This is a genomic window from Streptomyces sp. WM6372 (assembly GCF_001279655.1).
In the GTDB taxonomy this organism is placed as follows: Bacteria; Actinomycetota; Actinomycetes; order Streptomycetales; family Streptomycetaceae; genus Streptomyces.
Genome location: NZ_LGDB01000025.1, coordinates 74,004 through 92,139 on the forward strand (window position 1 = coordinate 74,004; position 18,136 = coordinate 92,139).

19 protein-coding genes are annotated in these 18,136 nt (G+C 74.3%); 9 read left to right on the forward strand and 10 right to left on the reverse strand.

What is annotated here, in order from left to right:
• Positions 1-100 precede the first annotated feature (100 nt).
• On the reverse strand, positions 101-1,246 hold the full coding sequence (locus tag ADK52_RS04440; protein ID WP_234343371.1) for an RNA polymerase sigma factor: 1,146 nt from the start codon (positions 1,244-1,246) through the stop codon (positions 101-103).
• Between the two features lie 92 nt (positions 1,247-1,338).
• Here ADK52_RS04440 and ADK52_RS44355 point away from each other — a divergent pair, with 92 nt between their 5' ends.
• Positions 1,339-1,464: a hypothetical protein gene (locus tag ADK52_RS44355; RefSeq protein WP_267887235.1), complete on the forward strand. Its 126-nt coding sequence runs from the start codon at positions 1,339-1,341 to the stop codon at positions 1,462-1,464.
• A 12-nt stretch (positions 1,465-1,476) separates the two neighbouring features.
• On the opposite strand, the gene ADK52_RS04445 is transcribed toward ADK52_RS44355, so the two are convergent.
• From ADK52_RS04445 to ADK52_RS04460, 4 genes are read right to left on the reverse strand one after another with little or no spacing between them, the layout of a single operon-like run.
• Positions 1,477-3,558: a molybdopterin oxidoreductase family protein gene (locus ADK52_RS04445; protein WP_053688459.1), complete on the reverse strand. Its 2,082-nt coding sequence runs from the start codon at positions 3,556-3,558 to the stop codon at positions 1,477-1,479.
• A 46-nt stretch (positions 3,559-3,604) separates the two neighbouring features.
• Complete coding sequence (locus ADK52_RS04450; RefSeq protein ID WP_053688460.1) at positions 3,605-3,901, reverse strand: hypothetical protein; 297 nt, start codon at positions 3,899-3,901, stop codon at positions 3,605-3,607.
• Positions 3,902-3,923: 22 nt separating this feature from the next.
• Positions 3,924-4,691, reverse strand: a complete 768-nt coding sequence (locus ADK52_RS04455; RefSeq protein ID WP_053688461.1) for a glucose 1-dehydrogenase — start codon at positions 4,689-4,691, stop codon at positions 3,924-3,926.
• A 56-nt stretch (positions 4,692-4,747) separates the two neighbouring features.
• A complete protein-coding gene (locus ADK52_RS04460) occupies positions 4,748-5,437 on the reverse strand; it encodes a SanA/YdcF family protein (RefSeq protein ID WP_234343384.1) in 690 nt (229 codons plus the stop codon).
• A gap of 330 nt (positions 5,438-5,767) precedes the next feature.
• Between ADK52_RS04460 and ADK52_RS04465 the strand changes: the two genes are divergently transcribed.
• The 4 genes from ADK52_RS04465 (at position 5,768) to dnaG (ending at position 11,263) form a co-directional block, all read left to right on the forward strand.
• On the forward strand, positions 5,768-6,505 hold the full coding sequence (locus tag ADK52_RS04465) for a sirohydrochlorin chelatase (RefSeq protein ID WP_053688462.1): 738 nt from the start codon (positions 5,768-5,770) through the stop codon (positions 6,503-6,505).
• A 74-nt stretch (positions 6,506-6,579) separates the two neighbouring features.
• Positions 6,580-7,920: a deoxyguanosinetriphosphate triphosphohydrolase gene (locus ADK52_RS04470; RefSeq protein WP_107089968.1), complete on the forward strand. Its 1,341-nt coding sequence runs from the start codon at positions 6,580-6,582 to the stop codon at positions 7,918-7,920.
• Positions 7,921-8,013: 93 nt separating this feature from the next.
• The gene (locus ADK52_RS04475) at positions 8,014-9,288 is read left to right on the forward strand and encodes an NAD(P)/FAD-dependent oxidoreductase (protein WP_053688464.1); all 1,275 of its coding nucleotides are present in this window, start codon (positions 8,014-8,016) and stop codon (positions 9,286-9,288) included.
• 55 nt (positions 9,289-9,343) lie between these two features.
• Positions 9,344-11,263: a DNA primase gene (dnaG, locus tag ADK52_RS04480; protein ID WP_053688465.1), complete on the forward strand. Its 1,920-nt coding sequence runs from the start codon at positions 9,344-9,346 to the stop codon at positions 11,261-11,263.
• Between the two features lie 12 nt (positions 11,264-11,275).
• Here the strand turns inward: dnaG and ADK52_RS04485 are convergent, their stop codons facing one another.
• Complete coding sequence (locus tag ADK52_RS04485; protein ID WP_053688466.1) at positions 11,276-11,731, reverse strand: gamma-glutamylcyclotransferase family protein; 456 nt, start codon at positions 11,729-11,731, stop codon at positions 11,276-11,278.
• Between the two features lie 165 nt (positions 11,732-11,896).
• On the opposite strand from ADK52_RS04485, the gene ADK52_RS04490 reads away from it, so the two are divergent.
• The 4 genes from ADK52_RS04490 (at position 11,897) to ADK52_RS04505 (ending at position 15,488) form a co-directional block, all read left to right on the forward strand.
• Positions 11,897-12,604: a hypothetical protein gene (locus tag ADK52_RS04490; protein WP_063783768.1), complete on the forward strand. Its 708-nt coding sequence runs from the start codon at positions 11,897-11,899 to the stop codon at positions 12,602-12,604.
• Positions 12,601-13,875 carry a sensor histidine kinase gene (locus ADK52_RS04495; RefSeq protein ID WP_234343387.1) on the forward strand — a complete coding sequence of 425 codons (1,275 nt, stop codon included), beginning with the start codon at positions 12,601-12,603 and terminating at the stop codon, positions 13,873-13,875. The genes ADK52_RS04490 and ADK52_RS04495 overlap by 4 nt, the downstream gene beginning before the upstream one ends.
• Positions 13,876-14,108: 233 nt before the next feature.
• Positions 14,109-14,651, forward strand: coding sequence for a hypothetical protein (locus tag ADK52_RS04500; RefSeq protein ID WP_063783769.1), 543 nt, complete (start codon positions 14,109-14,111; stop codon positions 14,649-14,651).
• A 216-nt stretch (positions 14,652-14,867) separates the two neighbouring features.
• The gene (locus ADK52_RS04505; protein ID WP_053688467.1) at positions 14,868-15,488 is read left to right on the forward strand and encodes a class F sortase; all 621 of its coding nucleotides are present in this window, start codon (positions 14,868-14,870) and stop codon (positions 15,486-15,488) included.
• Between the two features lie 15 nt (positions 15,489-15,503).
• Here ADK52_RS04505 and ADK52_RS04510 read toward each other — a convergent pair whose 3' ends face one another.
• The 4 genes from ADK52_RS04510 to ADK52_RS43325 all read right to left on the reverse strand — a co-directional run bounded on the left by ADK52_RS04510 (position 15,504) and on the right by ADK52_RS43325 (position 18,002).
• Positions 15,504-16,280: a sulfite exporter TauE/SafE family protein gene (locus ADK52_RS04510; RefSeq protein WP_053688505.1), complete on the reverse strand. Its 777-nt coding sequence runs from the start codon at positions 16,278-16,280 to the stop codon at positions 15,504-15,506.
• Between the two features lie 37 nt (positions 16,281-16,317).
• Positions 16,318-16,602 (reverse strand): hypothetical protein, encoded by a 285-nt coding sequence (locus ADK52_RS04515; protein WP_053688468.1) that lies wholly within the window; start codon positions 16,600-16,602, stop codon positions 16,318-16,320.
• A gap of 104 nt (positions 16,603-16,706) precedes the next feature.
• Positions 16,707-17,183, reverse strand: coding sequence for a hypothetical protein (locus tag ADK52_RS43320; protein ID WP_234343394.1), 477 nt, complete (start codon positions 17,181-17,183; stop codon positions 16,707-16,709).
• Positions 17,184-17,255: 72 nt separating this feature from the next.
• The gene (locus ADK52_RS43325; protein ID WP_234343399.1) at positions 17,256-18,002 is read right to left on the reverse strand and encodes a ferric reductase-like transmembrane domain-containing protein; all 747 of its coding nucleotides are present in this window, start codon (positions 18,000-18,002) and stop codon (positions 17,256-17,258) included.
• Positions 18,003-18,136: the final 134 nt, after the last annotated feature.

The following is an 18,136-nucleotide window of genomic DNA, read 5'->3' on the forward strand; positions in this document are numbered from 1 at the left end:
GGGGGTGCCCTCCGTACGGGGGGCACCCCTTCTCCGTACCGGTCCGCGGTCTCCGGTCTCCGGTCTGCGATCTCCGGTCTGCGGTCTCCGGTCTCCCGGCTCAGTCCAGGTAGCCGCGGAGCTGGTCGGCGAAGGCGTGGTCGCGCAGCTTGTTGAGCGTCTTGGACTCGATCTGCCGGATCCGTTCGCGGGTCACGCCGAAGATCCGCCCGATCTCCTCCAGGGTGCGGGGCCTGCCGTCGGCCAGGCCGTAGCGCAGCTGCACGACCTTGCGCTCGCGCTCGCCGAGCGTGGACAGCACCGCTTCCAGGTGCTCGCGGAGCAGGAAGAACGCGGCGGACTCCATGGGCGAGGCGGCGTCCCCGTCCTCGATCAGGTCGCCGAGGGCGACGTCGTCCTCCTCGCCGACCGGTGCGTGGAGCGAGACGGGCTCCTGGGCGAGGCGCAGCACCTCCAGTACCCGCTCGGGGGTCAGCTCCAGGTGGACGGCGACCTCTTCGGCGGTGGGCTCGTACCCGCGCTCTTGCAGCATGCGGCGCTGGACGCGCACGACGCGGTTGATCAGCTCGACGACGTGGACGGGCACGCGGATGGTGCGGGCCTGGTCGGCGAGGGCCCGCGACATCGCCTGCCGGATCCACCAGGTGGCGTAGGTGGAGAACTTGTAGCCGCGGGCGTAGTCGAACTTCTCGACGGCCCGGATGAGTCCGAGGTTCCCCTCCTGCACGAGGTCGAGCATGGTGAGCCCGCGGCCCACGTAGCGCTTCGCGACGGAGACGACGAGCCGGAGGTTCGACTCGATGAGGCGCCTCTTGGCCATCCGGCCCATGACGACGAGCTTGTCGAGGTCGAGGGCGAGCCGCAGGTCGAGGTCGGGGGTGTTGCCCAGCTTCTCCTCGGCGAACAGGCCGGCTTCGACCCGGCGCGCGAGCTCGACCTCCTCGGCGGCGGACAGCAGCGGGATCCTGCCTATCTCGCGCAGGTACTGGCGGAACAAGTCGGCGGAAGGGCCCGCTCCGCCGGTGTCGGCGCGCCGGCGCGGCTCGGGCACCTGCTCGGCGAGCTCCAGTACCTCGGGCTCTTCGGGCTCCTCGTCCACGGCGTCGACCTCGGGTTCTTCACCCACGGTGGCCTCGGTGTCTTGGACGGGCGGGCTCACGTTGACGGTCAGGATCTGGGTCTGCACGGGGGCGACCTCCAGGGCTCCGAGGACGGGGGCACCGCACTTCAGTGTGGGGTACGACACATCGCTGCCACGAGGGGCGTGCGAGCACTTTCTGAGCCGGTGCGTGACCGGATGGTTACCCCCCGCCGGGAATCCCGATGCGGATCGGACGCATGTCCGAGAAGATCGACGCCATGTCCGCGTACGAAACCCAGGTCACGGTGCGCCGCATCCGCGGACGCCGCTGCGCGGAGCGGCTGTTGGCCGCGCCGGCATCGGCCTTCGGCCGGCGGAACTGACCGTCGCCGCGCTCAGGCGGGCTCGACGCGGACCGCGCAGACCTTGAACTCCGGCATGCGGGAGACCGGGTCGAGGGCCGGGTTGGTCAGGGTGTTGGCACGGCCCTCGCCCGGCCAGTGGAACGGCATGAAGACCGTGTCCGCGCGGATGGTGTCCGTGATGCGTGCCGGGGCCACGGCACGGCCGCGGCGGGAGACGACCGCGAGCGGGGCTCCCTCGACCGCGCCGATACGGGTCGCGAGGCGCGGGTGGAGTTCCACGAAGGGGCCGGGGGCGGCGGCGTTGAGCTCGTCCACGCGGCGGGTCTGGGCACCCGACTGGTACTGGGCGACCACGCGGCCGGTGGTGAGCAGGACCGGGTACTCGGCGTCCGGGACCTCGGCCGCGTCGCGGTGGGAGACGGGGGCGAAGCGGGCCCGGCCGTCGTCGGTGGCGAAGCGGTCCAGGAAGAGGCGCGGGGTGCCGGCGTGGGATTCGTCCGGGCAGGGCCAGAAGACGCCCTGCTCGGCTTCGATGCGGGCGTAGGAGATGCCCGAGTAGTCCGCCGGGCCGCCGGCCGAGGCGCGGCGGAGCTCCTCGAAGACCTCCTGGGGGTCGGTCGGGAAGCCCTTCTCGATGCCGAGGCGGGTGGCGAGGCCGTGCAGGACGTCCAGGTCGGTGCGCACCCCCGGCGGCGGGGGCAGGGCCCGGCGGCGCAGCAGGACCCTGCCCTCCAGGTTGGTGGTGGTCCCGGTCTCCTCCGCCCACTGGGCGACGGGGAGGACCACGTCCGCGAGGGCTGCCGTCTCGGAGAGGACCACGTCCGCCACCGCCAGGAAGTCCAGGGAGCGGATGCGGTCTTCGACGTGGGCGGCGCGGGGGGCCGAGACCACCGGGTTGGAGCCCATGAGGAGGAGGGCCTTCACCTCCGTGCCGAGGGCGTCGAGGAGTTCGTACGCGCTGCGGCCGGGCCCGGGCAGGCTGTCGGGGTCGACGCCCCAGACACCGGCGACGTGCGCCCGCGCGGCCGGGTCGGTGAGTTTGCGGTAGCCGGGGAGCTGGTCGGCCTTCTGGCCGTGCTCGCGGCCGCCCTGGCCGTTGCCCTGGCCGGTGAGGCAGCCGTACCCGGAGAGCGGGCGGCCGGCGCGGCCGGTGGCGAGGCAGAGGTTGATCCACGCGCCGACGGTGTCGGTGCCCTTGGACTGCTGCTCGGGCCCGCGGGCGGTGAGGACCATCGCGGAAGGCTGTGCGCAGAACAGGGCGACGGCCTCGCGGAGTTTGGGTACGGGCACGCCGGTGATCCGTTCCACCAGCTCCGGCCAGTGCGCCATGGCCGCGGCCCGGGCCCGTGCCCAGCCGGTGGTGCGCTCGGCGATGAACTCCTCGTCGGTGCGTCCCTCGGCGACGACCAGGTGCAGCAGGCCGAGGGCCAGGGCGAGGTCCGTCCCGGGGCGCGGTGCCAGGTGCAGGTCGGCCTGCTCGGCGGTGCGGGTCCGGCGCGGGTCGACGACGATCAGCGTGCCGCCGTTCGCCTTGAGTCCGGTGAGGTAGCGCAGGGCGGGCGGCATGGTCTCGGCCGGGTTCGAGCCGACGAGGATGACGCAGCCGGTCCGCGGGATGTCCTCCAGGGGGAAGGGGAGTCCGCGGTCCAGCCCGAAGGCCCGCTGGTGGGCGGCGGCGGCCGAGGACATGCAGAAGCGGCCGTTGTAGTCGATCTGCGAGGTCCGCAGGGCGACGCGGGCGAACTTGCCGAGCGCGTAGGCCTTCTCGTTGGTCAGCCCGCCGCCCCCGAACACCCCGACCGCGTCGGGTCCGTGCGTACGGCCCGTGCGGGCGAGGCCCGCGGCGACGGCGTCGAGGGCCTCCTCCCAGGTGGCCGGCTCCAGCGCTCCGGTGGCGTGGGTGCGGACGAGCGGTCCGGTCAGGCGCACCCGGGAGGAGAGCACGGCGGGGGCGGTCCGCCCCTTGCCGCACAGCGCGCCCCGGTTCACGGGGAAGTCGGCCCGCTCCTCCACCGCCACGCTCGCGCCGCCCGGCTCAGGGCGGAGGTTCATCCCGCACTGCAGCGCGCAGTACGGGCAGTGCGTGGCGGTGGCGGAATCCGGGGTGCGCATACGGCCCAGCCTGCGCGGTCGGTGTTACGCCGGCCGCAGCCCCCGGTTACGCCTCTCGTACGGCCACCTCAGCGCGACCGTCGGGGTCCGGTGAGGGCAGGCGGAACTCGGGCCGGTACAGGACCTCCCCGTACACGATGCGGCTCCCTACGACGTCGAGGACGAGGTACCCGTCGTCGGCCGGCAGCGGCACGCAGCGGTGGCCGGGCCCGTACGGGGTTCCGCGCGGGTGCGGCGCGGTCCGGATGCTCGGGCAGAAGTCGTCCCCGCAGCCGCAATCGGCCCGTACGGGGCGCGCGAATTTCAGCGCCGGCTGCGGACAGGCCGACGGGCCGAGCCCCATGGTCCGTCCGGCCGGGCGCGGGTCAGGGGGTCGTCGGGGGCTTCGGCGGGCCGGCCGTCCAGCCGCCGTCCACCGCCAGTTCGGCGCCGGTCATGTACGCGGCGGCGTCGGAGAGGAGGAAGGCGACCGCCGCGGCTGTCTCCTCGGGGGCGCCGACGCGGCCCATCGGGGCTCCGGGGAAGCGGCCCTCGCCGGGCTGGATGCCGATCGGCGCCGTCATCGGGGTCAGCGTCATGCCCGGGTGCACGGAGTTGACGCGGATCCCCGCCTCCGCGAGCTCGACCGCGCCGATCTTCGACAGACCGCGCACACCCCACTTGGAGGCCCCGTACCCGGCGGTGAGCGCCAGGCCGGTGAGCCCGGCTGCGGAGGAGATGTTGACGATGGAGCCGCCGCCGTTCGCCCGCAGCAGCGGTATCGCGGCCTTGATGCCGATGAAGGTGCCGACCAGGTTGATCTCGACGACCTGCCGGAAGTGCTCGACGCTCTCGTGCTCCAGGAGCCGGCCGGTGGCTATGCCCGCGTTGTTGACGAGCCCGTCGATCCGGCCGAACTCGGCCACCGCGTGGTCGAGGGCGGCCTGCCAGTCGGCCTCGCTCGTGACGTCGTGCCGCAGGAACCGGGCCGCGCCGCCGAGCTCCGCCGCCGTCCGCGCACCCTCCGCCTCCAGCACATCGGTGATCAGTACGCTGCCGCCCCCGTCCACGACGGCCCGCGCGGCCGCCGCGCCCAGCCCGCGCGCTCCCCCGGTGATGACGACGGCCTTGCCGGTCAGATCCACAACAGCCACGTTCCGCACCCCTCACGAAGCCATATGACTAATCGGCATACCCGGCCGACGGTGCGTCAGTCTGCCAGAGCCCCCAGGACCCGCGTCACCCCCTGCTCCTTCGGCCCCAGGAACCGCGGCTCCGGCTTGAAGGCCGCGTCCAGTGCCGCCTTGCCCGCCGCGAAGACCTCGCGCGTGCCGCCGTAGTACCAGGTCGCATCGTGCTCGTCGTCCACACCGACCCCGTACGAGTCCAGGCCCGCCGCATCGCACAGCGCCACGGCCCGGCGTATGTGGAAGCCCTGGCTGATCAGCACCGCCCGCTTCACCCCGAAGATCTCCTTGGCCCGGACACAGGAGTCCCACGTGTCGAACCCGGCGAAGTCGCTGACCACGCGGTCACCCGGCACCCCGTGGGCCGTCAGGTACGTCCGCATCGCGTCGGGCTCGTCGTACTCGGTGCGGCTGTTGTCCCCGGTGACGAGCACGACCTTGACCTTGCCCGTGCGGTACAGCTCCACCGCCGCGTCGAGCCGTCTGGCCAGATACGGGGTCGGCTTCCCGTTCCACAGCCCCGCCCCGAACACCACCGCGACCTCGGCGGACGGCGCGTCGGCCGTGCTCCGCAGCCGGTCCGCGGCCGCCGCGTGCGTCCACGCCGAGGGCAGCAGGAACAGCACGCACCCGGCCACCACCGCCTGGACGGCCCGCCGCCGCCCCGCCACCGTCCTCATCCAGCCCGGCATCAGCTTCGGCTTCCGCTTCATGGTCGATCCCCCCGTTGCGCCACACGTCGTTCGCACACATTGACGATCTACGCCCGCACCCCAGTTCCCCGCCCCCCGCCTTTCACTCGTACGAATGAGCGGGTGAGCTCCCGGTAAACACCCGTCACCCCTGCGCAACGCCACCGACATCTGCACCCCGCAGGATCGGTTCATGACGGAGCTGGTGCACCCTCCCGAGTCCCTGTCCCTCCCCTTTCCCTCCGCCACCGCCACGGAGCTGCTGACCCGGATATCCACCCAACTCGGCACGCAGCTCAGCGGATTGCGCCCGTGGCGCCCGGCGGGGGGCCGGTCCGACGGAGCCCCCGCATGCAGCCCACCCTCGTCGCCGTCGCCCACGGCAGCCGCGACCCCCGCGCCCTCCCCGCCGCCTCGGCCCTCCTCGACCGGATCCGCGAGCTCCGCCCCCGCCTCGACGTCCGGCTCGGCCACATCGAGCTGAACCGGCCCCTGCTCGGCGAGACCCTCCGCGGCGCCACCGGCGCGGCCGTGCTCGTCCCGCTGCTCCTGGGCCGCGGCCACCACGTCAAGCGGGACCTCCCCGCGGCCGCCGCCCGCGCCGCCCACCTCGACACCCGCGTCGCCGCCCCGCTCGGCCCGCATCCGCTGCTGGTCGAGGCCCTGTACGAGCGGCTCCTGGAGGCCGGCTGGACCCCCGGCGCGGGCACGGCCGTCGTCCTCGCCGCCGCAGGCTCCCGCGACCCCGACTCGGCGGCCGACACCCGCCGCACCGCCGCCCTGCTCTCCGAACGCCTCGACGGCGCGGCCGTCGTACCGGCCTACGCCTCCGCGGCCGCCCCGACCGTCCCCGACGCCGTCCGCGCCCTCACCGCCCGCGGCCACCACCGGATCGCGGTGGCCTCGTACTTCACCGCCCCCGGCCGCTTCGCCACGCAGTGCGCCGCCGCCGCGCCGGGGCCTGCCGCCGCCCCGCTCGGCGACCACCCGGCCCTGGCCCGCCTCGTGCTCCAGCGCTACGACGAGGCCCTGGCACGGCAGCTCACCCCCCTGCCCGCCCCGGCCCCCCTGAAACTGGCCACCGCATAAAGACCGCGTTGGCGCCTATTGCTCAGATTGGTCGCATTGTCGGTGTTCCCGGTTACCGTCTGAGCATGGAAGGCATGGAACGCACCGGCACCACACCCGTCCCGCACCCCGGCCCGGACGCCCCCGGCGCCCCGTACGACGCGTCCGACACCGAGCGCTGGGCTGCCGAGCCCGACAAACGCCCGGGCCGGACCGCCTTCCAGCGCGACCGGGCCCGCGTCCTGCACTCCGCCGCGCTGCGCCGCCTCGCCGGGAAGACCCAGGTGGTCACCCCCGGCAGCCGCTCGTACGACTGGGACGCCAGCCCCCGCACCCGCCTGACGCACTCCCTGGAGTGCGCCCAGGTCGGCCGCGAGCTCGGCGCGGCCCTCGGCTGCGATCCCGACCTGGTCGAGGCCGCCTGCCTCTCGCACGACATGGGCCACCCGCCCTTCGGGCACAACGGCGAGGAGGTGCTGAACGAGTTCGCCAAGGACTGCGGCGGCTTCGAGGGCAACGCCCAGTCGCTGCGCCTGCTGACCCGCCTGGAGCCGAAGCGGTTCGTGCCCGACCCGGCCACCGGCGAGCTCGCGAGCGTCGGCCTCAACCTCACCCGCGCCTGCCTGGACGCCGCCACCAAGTACCCCTGGGCCCGCGGCGGCCACCCCACCGATCCCGACTCGGTCAAGTTCGGCGCGTACGAGGACGACCTGCCGGTCTTCGAGTGGCTGCGGCGCGGCGCGCCCGCCGACCGCAAGTGCTTCGAGGCCCAGGTGATGGACTGGTCGGACGACGTCGCGTACTCCGTCCACGACTTCGAGGACGGGCTGCACGCCGGGCACCTCGACCCCAACCTCCTCTTCGCCGAGCCCGAGCGCACCGCCATCTGGCAGGTCGCGATCGGCCGGTACGTGCCGGCCGACACGGAGCCGGAGGAGCTGCGCGAGGCGCTCGACCGGCTGATGGAACAGGAGTGGTGGCCGCACGGGTACGACGGGTCAGCCGTCGCCCAGGCCCGCCTCAAGGACGCCACCAGCCAGCTGATCGGCCGCTTCTGCCTGGCCGCCGAGGGCGCCACCCGCGAGGCGTACGGCTCCGGCCGGCTGACCCGGTACGCGGCCGAGCTGGTCGTCCCGCGCGAGGCGCGCAACGAGTGCGCGGTCCTCAAGGCAGTGGCCGACCTGTACGTGATGCAGCGCGACGAGCAGGAGCGGCTCCGCGCCGACCAGCGCATCGTCCTGGCCGAACTCGCCGAGGCCCTGAGCGCCCGCGCCCCCGAGGGGCTGGACCCGCAGTTCCGGGCGATCTTCGACGCCGCGCCCGACGACAGGGCGCGCAAACGGGCGGTCATCGACCAGATCGCGGCGCTCACGGACGCCTCCGCGCGCTCCCTGCACGCCCGGCTCACACGGCGCGCGCGCCGTGCGGTCGGGTGAGCCGATCGGGCCATTCCCCCTTCACGCGGCAGGCTCAGTGCGGGACGCTCGCATGTGGTCGCATGTGGCGGAGAGGTTATGAGGAGGCATCAGGTGGTCGACGCACACCGGACATTCGTCATCGTCGGCGCGGGGCTCGCCGGGGCCAAGGCGGCGGAGACGCTGAGGTCCGAGGGGTTCACGGGGCGGGTGATCCTGGTCGGCGACGAGCGCGACCACCCCTACGAACGGCCCCCGCTGTCCAAGGGGTACCTCCAGGGCAAGGAGGAGCGCGACAGCGTCTTCGTGCACGAGCCGTCCTGGTACGCGAAGGCCGACATCGAGCTGCACCTCGGCCAGCCCGCGGTCCAGCTGGACCGGGAGGCCCGCAAGGTGGTCCTCGGTGACGGAACGGCGCTGCACTACGACAAGCTGCTGCTCGCCACCGGGGCCGAACCGCGCCGCCTCGACATCCCGGGCACGGGCCTGGCCGGGGTGCACCACCTGCGCCGGCTCGCCCATGCCGAGCGGCTGAAGGGCGTACTGGCCACCCTCGGCCGGGACAACGGGCACCTGCTGATCGCGGGCGCCGGGTGGATCGGCCTGGAGGTCGCCGCCGCGGCCCGCGGGTACGGGGCCGAGGTCACCGTGGTCGAGCCGCTGTCGACCCCGCTGCACGCGGTGCTCGGTCCGGAGATCGGCCGGCTCTTCGGAGACCTGCACGCGGATCACGGGGTCCGCTTCCACTTCGGCGCGCGGCTCACCGAGATCGTCGGGCACGACGGCATGGTGCTCGCGGCCCGGACCGACGACGGGGAGGAGCACCCGGCGCACGCCGTGCTCTCGGCGATCGGGGCGGCGCCGCGGACCGCGCTCGCCGAGACCTCCGGGCTGGCCCTGGTCGACCGGCAGCACGGCGGCGGCATCGCCGTGGACGCCTCGCTGCGGACCAGCGACCCGGACGTGTTCGCCGTCGGGGACGTGGCCGCCGCGCACCACCCGCTGCTCGGCACCCGGCTGCGGGTCGAGCACTGGGCGAACGCGCTCAACGGCGGCCCGGCCGCGGCGCGGGCGATGCTGGGCCAGGAGGTCTCGTACGACCGGGTGCCGTACTTCTTCTCCGACCAGTACGACGTGGGCCTGGAGTACTCCGGGTACGCCCCGGCCGGCGGCTACGACCAGGTGCTGATCCGCGGCGACGTGGCCAAGCGGGAGTTCATCGCCTTCTGGCTGGCGGACGGGCGGGTGCTGGCCGGGATGAACGTGAATGTGTGGGATGTCACCGAGCACATCCAGGCCCTGATCCGGTCCAAGGCGCCGGTCAACCGCGAGGCCCTGTCGGACCCGTCGGTTCCGCTTGACTCCCTGGTGGAGGCGCAGGGGGCCTGACGGCTGCGGCAGGGGGCCTGACGGGTTCGTGGGCGCCCGGCCGTAGACTTCACGGGTGGCAGGACGGATCAACGACGACGATGTGAAGGCGGTACGGGACGCGGTCCCGATCGACGCCGTGGTCTCCGACTACCTCCAGCTCCGCAACGCGGGCGGCGGCAACCTCAAGGGCCTCTGCCCCTTCCACGACGAGAAGTCCCCGTCCTTCCAGGTCAGCCCCAGCAAGGGTCTCTACCACTGCTTCGGCTGCCAGGCGGGCGGGGACACCCTCGACTTCATCATGAAGATCGACCACCTGTCGTTCTCGGAGGCCGTCGAGCGCCTCGCCGGACAGGCCGGCATCACGCTCCGGTACGAGGAGGGCGGGTACAACGCCGGCACCAGCGGCCGCGGCGAGCGCATCCGGCTCGTCGAGGCCCACAAGGCGGCCGCCCAGTTCTACGTCGAGCAGCTGGACAGCGCCGAGGCGGAGATCGGCCGCAGGTTCCTCGCCGAGCGCGGCTTCGACCAGGCCGCGGCCGAGCACTTCAGCGTCGGGTACAGCCCGGCCGGCTGGGACCACCTGACCCGCTTCCTGCGCGGCAAGGGCTTCAGCGACAAGGAGCTGATCACCTCCGGCCTGGCCCAGGACAGCCGCAGCGGCAAGCCCATCGACCGCTTCCGCGGCCGCCTGATGTGGCCGATCCGCGACATCAGCGGCGAGGTGGTCGGTTTCGGCGCGCGCAAACTGCGCGACGACGACAACGGGCCGAAGTACCTGAACACGCCCGAGACGGCGATCTACAAGAAGTCCCAGGTGCTGTACGGCATCGACCTGGCGAAGAAGGAGATCGCGAAGACCTCGCGGGCCGTGGTGGTCGAGGGCTACACGGACGTGATGGCCTGCCACATGGCCGGGGTCACGACCGCGATCGCGACGTGCGGCACCGCCTTCGGCGGCGACCACATCAAGATCCTGCGCCGCCTGCTGATGGACAACGCGACCGCCGAAGTGATCTTCACCTTCGACGGCGACGCGGCCGGCCAGAAGGCCGCGCTCCGCGCCTTCGAGGACGACCAGAAGTTCGCCGCCGAAACCTCCATCACCATCGCCCCCGGCGGCATGGACCCGTGCGATCTGCGCCTGGCGCAGGGGGACGCGGCGGTGTCCGGGCTGGTGGAGGCCCGTACCCCGCTGTTCGAGTTCGCGCTGCGGCACATCGTGGCCCGGCACAACCTGGAGAACCCGGCGGGCCGGGCGGCCGCGCTGGACGAGGCGGCGCCGGTCGTCGCCAACATCAAGAACATCGCGATCCAGCACGAGTCGGCGGTCCAGCTGGCCGGGATGCTCGGCATCCGGGACGAGCAGTTCGTCGTCAAGCGGGTCGCGCAGCTGGCGCGCTGGGCGCGGGAGCGCGGCAACCAGCCCGGCGGGCAGCAGCAGGGCCGCGGCCGGTCGTCGCAGGCGTCCTCGTACGAGGGGGTCCCGGCGCCGAGCGCCGCCGTGGGCGGCGGGCCGGCGCTCAACCTGCGCAGCCCCGCGCACCGCACCGAGCGCGAGCTGCTCAAGCTGGCGCTCCAGCGGCCGGCCCTGGTCTCGCCGGCCTTCGACGCGTACGGGGTCGACGAGTTCACCGCCCCGCCGTACGCGGCGGTCCGCGAGGCCATCCAGGCCGCCGGCGGCGCGTCCCTGGGCACCGACGACTACCTGGCCCGGGTCCGTGACGCCGCGCCGAACGACACGGTCCGCGCGCTCGTCACCGAGCTGGCGGTCGAGGCCATCCACGCCAAGACGGTGGACGAGGTCTACGCCGGAGTCCAGCTGGTCCAGGTCCGGCTGCGCGCGGTCGACCGCCGGGTCCACGAGATCCAGGGCACGATGTCGCGCCTGGGCACCCAGGCCCCGCCGGAGCAGCTGGCGGCGGTCCAGGAGGAACTCTGGGTCCTCCAGCAGTACGGGCAGCGCCTGCGCAACCGCGGCGCCGAAGGCCTGTAGTCCCCCGCAGGACTACCTCCGCCTGAACCAGTCGCCGCTCGGTATCTCGGTGCCCGACTCGCGCAGCGTGCGGGCCAGCAGCGGGGCCGCCAGGTAGACCCAGGCGGGGGTTCGGGTGCCGTCCGGGCGGACCGCGTCCCGGCGGACCCGGTCGTAGACGTTCAGCGGCCGGTCGGGGCCGTGGTACTCCTCCAGCCGGTCCAGTTCGGCCAGCAGCCCCCCGTACGCGCCGGGCGCCGCGGTGACCAGCTCGCCGACGATCTCCGATCCCGGGTGCGGGACGGCGTACGGGTAGCCGGGGCCGTCGTACAGGAGCGCGTCCGGGAGCCGGGCGGGCTCCTCGGCGGCCGTGCGGCCCCGCAGGAACAGGTCGTGGTTGACCTCCCCCGGGCGCAGGGTCCCGTACACGAAGAAGGGGAGCGGCGGCTGCGCGGACGGTGGCGGCTGCGGCCGATCGGCTGATGTCACGGGGGCCCTCCCTCGGGTACGGCGGACAGCGCGCGGTCCGGGACTTTGGTCCCGAGTCTGCCTGCCTCCCACCACCGTACGCACCGCTGTTACACAACCTCCCGGTGCCCGTGATCGTCGCCGTCTACCGTCGGTTCGTCCCGCCTCAGACCCCTTTGGCTCCTCATGACGCGACCCATTCGCCAGCTCACCGCCGCCCTCCTGTGCGCCGCCACGTGCGCGCTCGCCGTCGGCGGCTGCTCCGCGCCCGGAGGGCTCGGCGCCGGCGAGCCCGCGCCGCCCGTGTCGGCCCAGCCGCGGCCCGAGTCGCTCTGGCCGCTGTGGACCGACCACTCCGTCTCGGGGCCGGGCAAACCGGTCGGCACCCGCGAGCCCCCGCCACAGCCGCTGAAGAACGCGCCCGAGGTGGGGGCCGGCGGACTGCCCGCGGTGAACGTGCAGGAGGTCGTGCGCGCCGACAAGCAGATGAAGGCGTTCGCGGCGAAGGGCTGGATCGACGCGCCCGGCAAGGTCGGCATGCGCCCGCCCGTCTTCCGCGACCTCACGGGCGACGGGAAGCAGGAGCTGATCGTCGCCGCCGACGCGGAGACGGGGCGCACCGCACTGACCGTGTACACCGCCGACGGGACCCGGATCGTCCCCATCCTGTTCACCGTCGGCCGGCGGTTGGCCGTCGAGACCATCGGCGGTGACCTGCTGCTGCGCACCGCCGCCGACGACGGCTCCGAACAGGCCGTCCGCTACCACTGGGACGGCGAGCGGATGAAGGTCGTCAGCGACGAACGGCGGTACAGCAAGTCCCTGCCGGGCTGCGACAGCGAGCAGACCCCGCAGCCGAAGCGCACCGACCGGTACGGCCAGGTGTGCGAGTGAGGCCCGTCCTGATCCGCTGCCGCCACCTCCTCCAGGCCCTCGGCCTGCGCTGGAAGATCTCGATCCTGCTCGCCGCCGGCTGTTCGCTGGTCGCGGTGACCATCGGCGTACTGATCCACGAGGCGCGGGCCGACCAGGTGGGCGACGCCGCCCGGGAGAGCGCGCTCGCGCAGCTGATCCGGGTGCGCCAGGTGTACGAGCTCACCGGCCGGCTGGACGAGGACAAGGTCGGCGAGGCCGACGCGTGGATCGACTGCCCGGGGCTGCCGGGGCCGCTGCGCCGGGCGGCCCTGGCGGGGCAGCGCACCACCTACCTCGACCTTTCCGGGCCGGATCCGGCGGTGTGGGCGGCGCGCCCGGTCGGCGGCGACCACGTGCTGTCCGTACGGCGTTCGCTGGTCGGCGAACAGGCCGAACTGGTCGAACTGGACCAGCAGCTGGTGGCCTACGGGGCCGGGGTCGTGACGCTCGCGGCGATCGCCGGGGCGCTGCTGGCGAGCCGGCTGAGCAAGGACCTGCGCACGGCGGCCGAGACGGCCCGCCGGATCAGCGAGGGCGAACTGGACGCGCGGATCGGGGCGTCGGGCGTTCCCGGGACCCGGAACGAGGTCGCCGAGCTGTCCTCGGCGGTGGACACCATGGCGGCCAGTCTCCAGCAGCGGCTGGAGGCTGAGCAGCGGTTCACGGCCGATGTGGCGCACGAGCTGCGGACCCCGCTGACGGGGCTGCACACCGCGGCCGAGCTGCTGCCGGCGGGGCGGCCCACCGAGCTGGTCCGGGACCGGGTCGCGGCGTTGCGGACGCTGACCGAGGACCTGTTGGAAGTGGCGCGGCTGGACGCGCGCCGGGAGGAGGCGCAGCCGGCGGCGCACGCGCTGGGTCCGCTCGTCGCGGCGATCGTGCGCCGGTCGGGGGTGACGGCGGAGGTGCTCGGCGCGGACTGCCCGGCGGTGGTCCGTACGGATGCCCGGCGCCTGGAGCGGATCCTGACGAACCTGCTGGTCAACGCCCGTCGGCACGGCGGGGAGCCGGTCACGGTGACGGTCTCCCGGAACACGGTGACGGTACGGGACCGCGGTCCCGGCTTCCCGGCGAAGCTGCTGCGGGAGGGGCCGCAGCGGTTCCTGACGGGTGCGGCCGAGCGGGGCCAGGGGACGGGGCTGGGCCTGACCATCGCGTTCGGCCAGGCGCGGGTGATCGGGGCGCGGGTGACCCTGTCGAACCCGGCTCCGGCGGGCGCGGCGGCGACGGTGACGCTGCCCGCGGGGTGAGCCGGGGCGGGGCGGCGCCGGGCGGGGCCGGGCGGGGCGGCGCCGGACCCCCGGCCGGGGACCGGCCCGGGGTCCGGCTCACCCGGACGGCGCGGCGCCCCCAATGGCCGAAGGTGGGGCCGTGACCTGCGACAACGGCAGCCGCCGGAGCTTATCTGACGGAACATCAGCAGGCGCTCCCCGGCCGGGCCGGGTTTCCTCGGGAACACGACCCCGTGTCTCCAGGAGCCCCCATGCGCCGACGCACCGCCCACGTGCTCACCGCCACCGCGCTGACCGCCGCCGCGTTCACGGGCCCGGTCGCCGGGGCGGTCGCCGCCGCGGAGCTCGGCACGGCGGGCTTCGCGCCCGGCGACTTCGCGAAGCTGGAGATTTGGCCGAAAACAGCTGCTCCCGGGGCCAGTATCACCGTGAACACCACCGCCTGCGGCGCGGGCAGCCACGCCGACGGCGATGCCACCACGGTCGGCGGCGGCCGCTTCAAGCTGGTCCCCGGCACCCACAAAGAGGTGGTCATCGGGCAGTTCCAGATCGCCCGGGACCTCCGCCCGGGCACCTACAACATCGGCGCGACCTGCGCCGACGGCAAGTTCGCCACCGGCGACCTGGTCGTCACCGAACGCGGCCCCAAGGGCCACGTCCGCACCGGGGTGGGTGGCGGGACGACCACCACCGTCGACCCCACCAAGATCACGGCGGGAGCGGTCGTGCTGGCCGCGGCCGCCGTGGGCGGTACCTGGCTCCTGCGTCGCCGGGCGAGCGGCACGCGGAGCTGACGGGCGCCCACCGCGGCTTCGGCCGCGGTCCGACCGGTACCGTCCCCCGTCGCCCGCCCCGCGAGGTCCCCCCCCCGTTCGCGGGGCCGGGCGACGGCCTGCCACACGGAACACGGCCCCGGACCGTGCCCCGGACCGGACTCGGACCAGGACCCGGACCGGGACCTCGGACCAGGACCCGGACTCGGACTCGGAACACACCGCCAGGGGGCACCCATGGGCAGAGGCCAGGCCGGCCGCGGCGGGCTCGTCGCGCTCGCCGCCTGCGTCGGCATCTGGCTCGTCGGCAGCGGCTCCGGCCAGTCCGTCGGCCCCCCGCTGCCCTCCCCCGCGGACGCACTGGGCACGCAGGCGCACTACCCCGGCAGCATCGACCCGCTCCCCGGATCCCCGCCGGCCCGCATCCGGATCCCGTCCATCCGGGTCGACGCCCCGCTGACCGGGCTGGGCCTCGGTCCCGACGGCAGCATCGAGGTACCGCCGCCCGCCCGCCGCGACCTGGCGGGCTGGTACCGCGACGGCACCACCCCCGGCGCGGTCGGCACCGCCGTCGTCGTCGGCCACGTCGACCACGCCACCGGCCCGGCGGTCTTCTACCACCTCGGCGCGCTGCACCGCGGAGCCGCGATCGAGGTGCCGCGCGCGGACGGACGTACGGCCGTGTTCACCGTCCACGCGGTCGAGGTCTACGAGGCCGACCGCTTCCCCGACTCCCGCGTGTACGGGCCCTCGCCACGCGCCGAGCTCCGCGTGATCACCTGCGGCGGGGGCTTCTCGCCGCGCACCGGCTACCAGGGCAACGTGGTCGTCTTCGCCCACCTCACCGGCACGTACTAGGGGTGTCCGGTGCCGTCAGCCCCACTGCTCCAGACCGAGCTTGACCACCAGCGCGGCGACCACCGTCAGCAGCACGCCGCGTACGAACCCGCTGCCCTTCTTCAGCGCCATCCGGGCTCCGACCATGCCCCCGGCCAGGTTGAAGGCCGCCATCAGCGCGGCCAGCTGCCACAGCACCATGCCCTGGTAGGCGAACATCGCGAGCGCCCCGGCGTTCGTGCAGCAGTTGACGATCTTGGCGGTCGCGGAGGCCGTGACCAGGTCGAGGTGGAGCAGCGCGGTCAGGGCGAGCACCAGGAAGGTGCCGGTGCCGGGCCCGATGAGCCCGTCGTAGAAGCCGATGCCCAGGCCGGCGAGCCCGATGGCGAGCAGCACCCGCTGCCGGCTGACGGGCGCGGTCGAGGGGGCGGTGCCGAAGCCCGGCTTGAAGATCACGACGGCCGCGACGACCACGAGCACGCCCATGATGAGCGGGCGCATGGTGTCCTTGCTGATCCCGCCCGCCAGCGCGGCGCCGCCCATGGAGCCGGCGAGCGCGGCGAGGCCGATGCGGACGGCGAGCTTCACGTCCACCGGCGCCTTGCGCGCGTACGTCACCGCCGCACCCGCGGTGCCGACGATGGCCACGGCCTTGTTGGTACCGAGGACGGCGGCGGGGTGGGCGTTCGGCAGGCCGAGCAGCAGGGCGGGCAGGAGCAGCAGTCCGCCGCCGCCCACCACCGCGTCGATCCAGCCGGCCGCGGCGGCGGCCACGCACAGCACGATGATCATGGTCGTTGATATGTCAGGCACGGCCACGACCCTATGGAGCCGATGGGTGCAGCAACCATCAATCGCCGGAAACTTGCGCAAAGGTTGAGCTTTGCCGGGCCGGCTCCCGGTCCGGGGCCACCGGGGCGGCCGGGTTCACGGTCGCCGTCAGCGCCGTCGCGGCCAGCACACTGGCCAGCCCGAGCCCGGCCGCGAGCCGCCGCGCGGGCGGTACGGCGGCCAGCGCGGCCACGCCCGCCCGCAGGGCGGAGGGCCGGCGCGGCTTGCGGTGCCGGGCCGCTGGGGTGGGGGCGGGGGCGGCCCCCACCGGTACGGACAGGGGGACGTGCAGCGGGTGGCGCATGGCGCGGCGGCCTCTCGGAATCACGTACGGGTCGGGGGTCGGGGGTCGGGGCCGGGCGTCGGCAAGGCGGGGCGTCGGCAAGGCGGGGCGTCGGCCGGGGCGGGTCAGAAGGTGAAGCACTCGGAGTGGATGCGTCCCGCCGGCACCCCGGCCCGCAGCAGCGCGCTCCGCGTCGCCTCGGCCATCCCCGGCGGCCCGCACAGGTAGACGTCGTGCTCGCTCAGGTCCGGCACCAGCGCGAGCAGCGCCTGCGGAGCCAGCGGATCGTAGGCGGCGTCGGAGGACCCGAGCAGGTAGTGCAGCCCGGCCCGCCGCTCGGCGGCGATGGCCTCCAGCTCGGACCGCAGCACCAGTTGCTCCGCGGCCCCGGCCCGGTAGAGCAGCGTGATCTCCCCCGGCCCGCCGGGCAGCGTCTCGAACAGCGCCCGCATCGGCGTGATGCCGACCCCGCCCGCGATGAGCAGCACCTTGGGCCGGGTCCGCCGGGCGGCGGTGAGCGCCCCGAACGGCCCGGTGGCGATGACCCTGGTCCCGGGGCGCAGCCGGCGGATCCGGCGGGAGTGCCCGCCGAGCGCCTTCACGGTGATCCGCAGGGCGTGGCCCTGGACCGGCGCGGACAGCGAGAACGGCAGGGCGGTGTGCCACAGCCGCCGCTACAAGAACCGCCAGCGCAGGAACTGGCCTGGCTCCGCGCGCAGTTCCGCCAGGTGCTGCCCGTACACGACGACGGAGACCACGCCGGGTCCCTCGACCCGCACCTCGGCCACCCGCAGGGCGTGCCGCAGGGCCTGCCGTACGGGGACCACGGCCCGGTACCAGACCAGCAGGACGGTGACGGTGGCGTGGGCGAGGGCCCAGAACCAGCCGGTCAGGACGAGATCGGGCCCGGCGAGCTGGTGGCAGAAGGCCAGGGAGGCGGCGAGATGGACGAGGAGGTGGACCCCGCGCCAGGTTTCGTGGCTGACCCGGCGGCGTACGGCCCGGGCGGAGCTCACCCCGACGGCGGCCAGCAGGGCCGTCCCGGCGAAGGCGGCGGCCACCGCCGGGTAGCCGAACAGCTCCCGGACGGCGGAGACCACGTCGACGCCCTCGTGGACGGCGTATCCGCACAGGGCGAAGAGGGCGTGCCCGAAGCAGAGCAGCAGCACGTGCCGGCCGCCCCGCGCGTGCCAGCGGGCGAGCCGGTCGGCGCCGACCCCGTGCTCGACGGAGGGCACCCGGGCCATCAGGAAGAGCAGTACGAGCACCCCGTACCCGGCGAGCAGCCCGGTGAGGTGGGCGGCGGTCGCGAAGAGGGCGTCGAGCCGCGCGGAAGGCCGCACCTGGGCCGCCCACAGCAGCGCCACCAGCCCCGCACCACCGAGCATCCCGCCCTTGACCCGCATCGCCGCATCTCGCACACGGAGCACGCTAAGGGCCCTCCGAACGCCGCCGACCTGCCCGAACGGATCCTTAAGCCGCCCTTGAGGGACGCCTCACCGACCCTTAACCCGGGCGCTGAGGTGCGCGTTCCGTCCGGGTAACAGCGGCGATG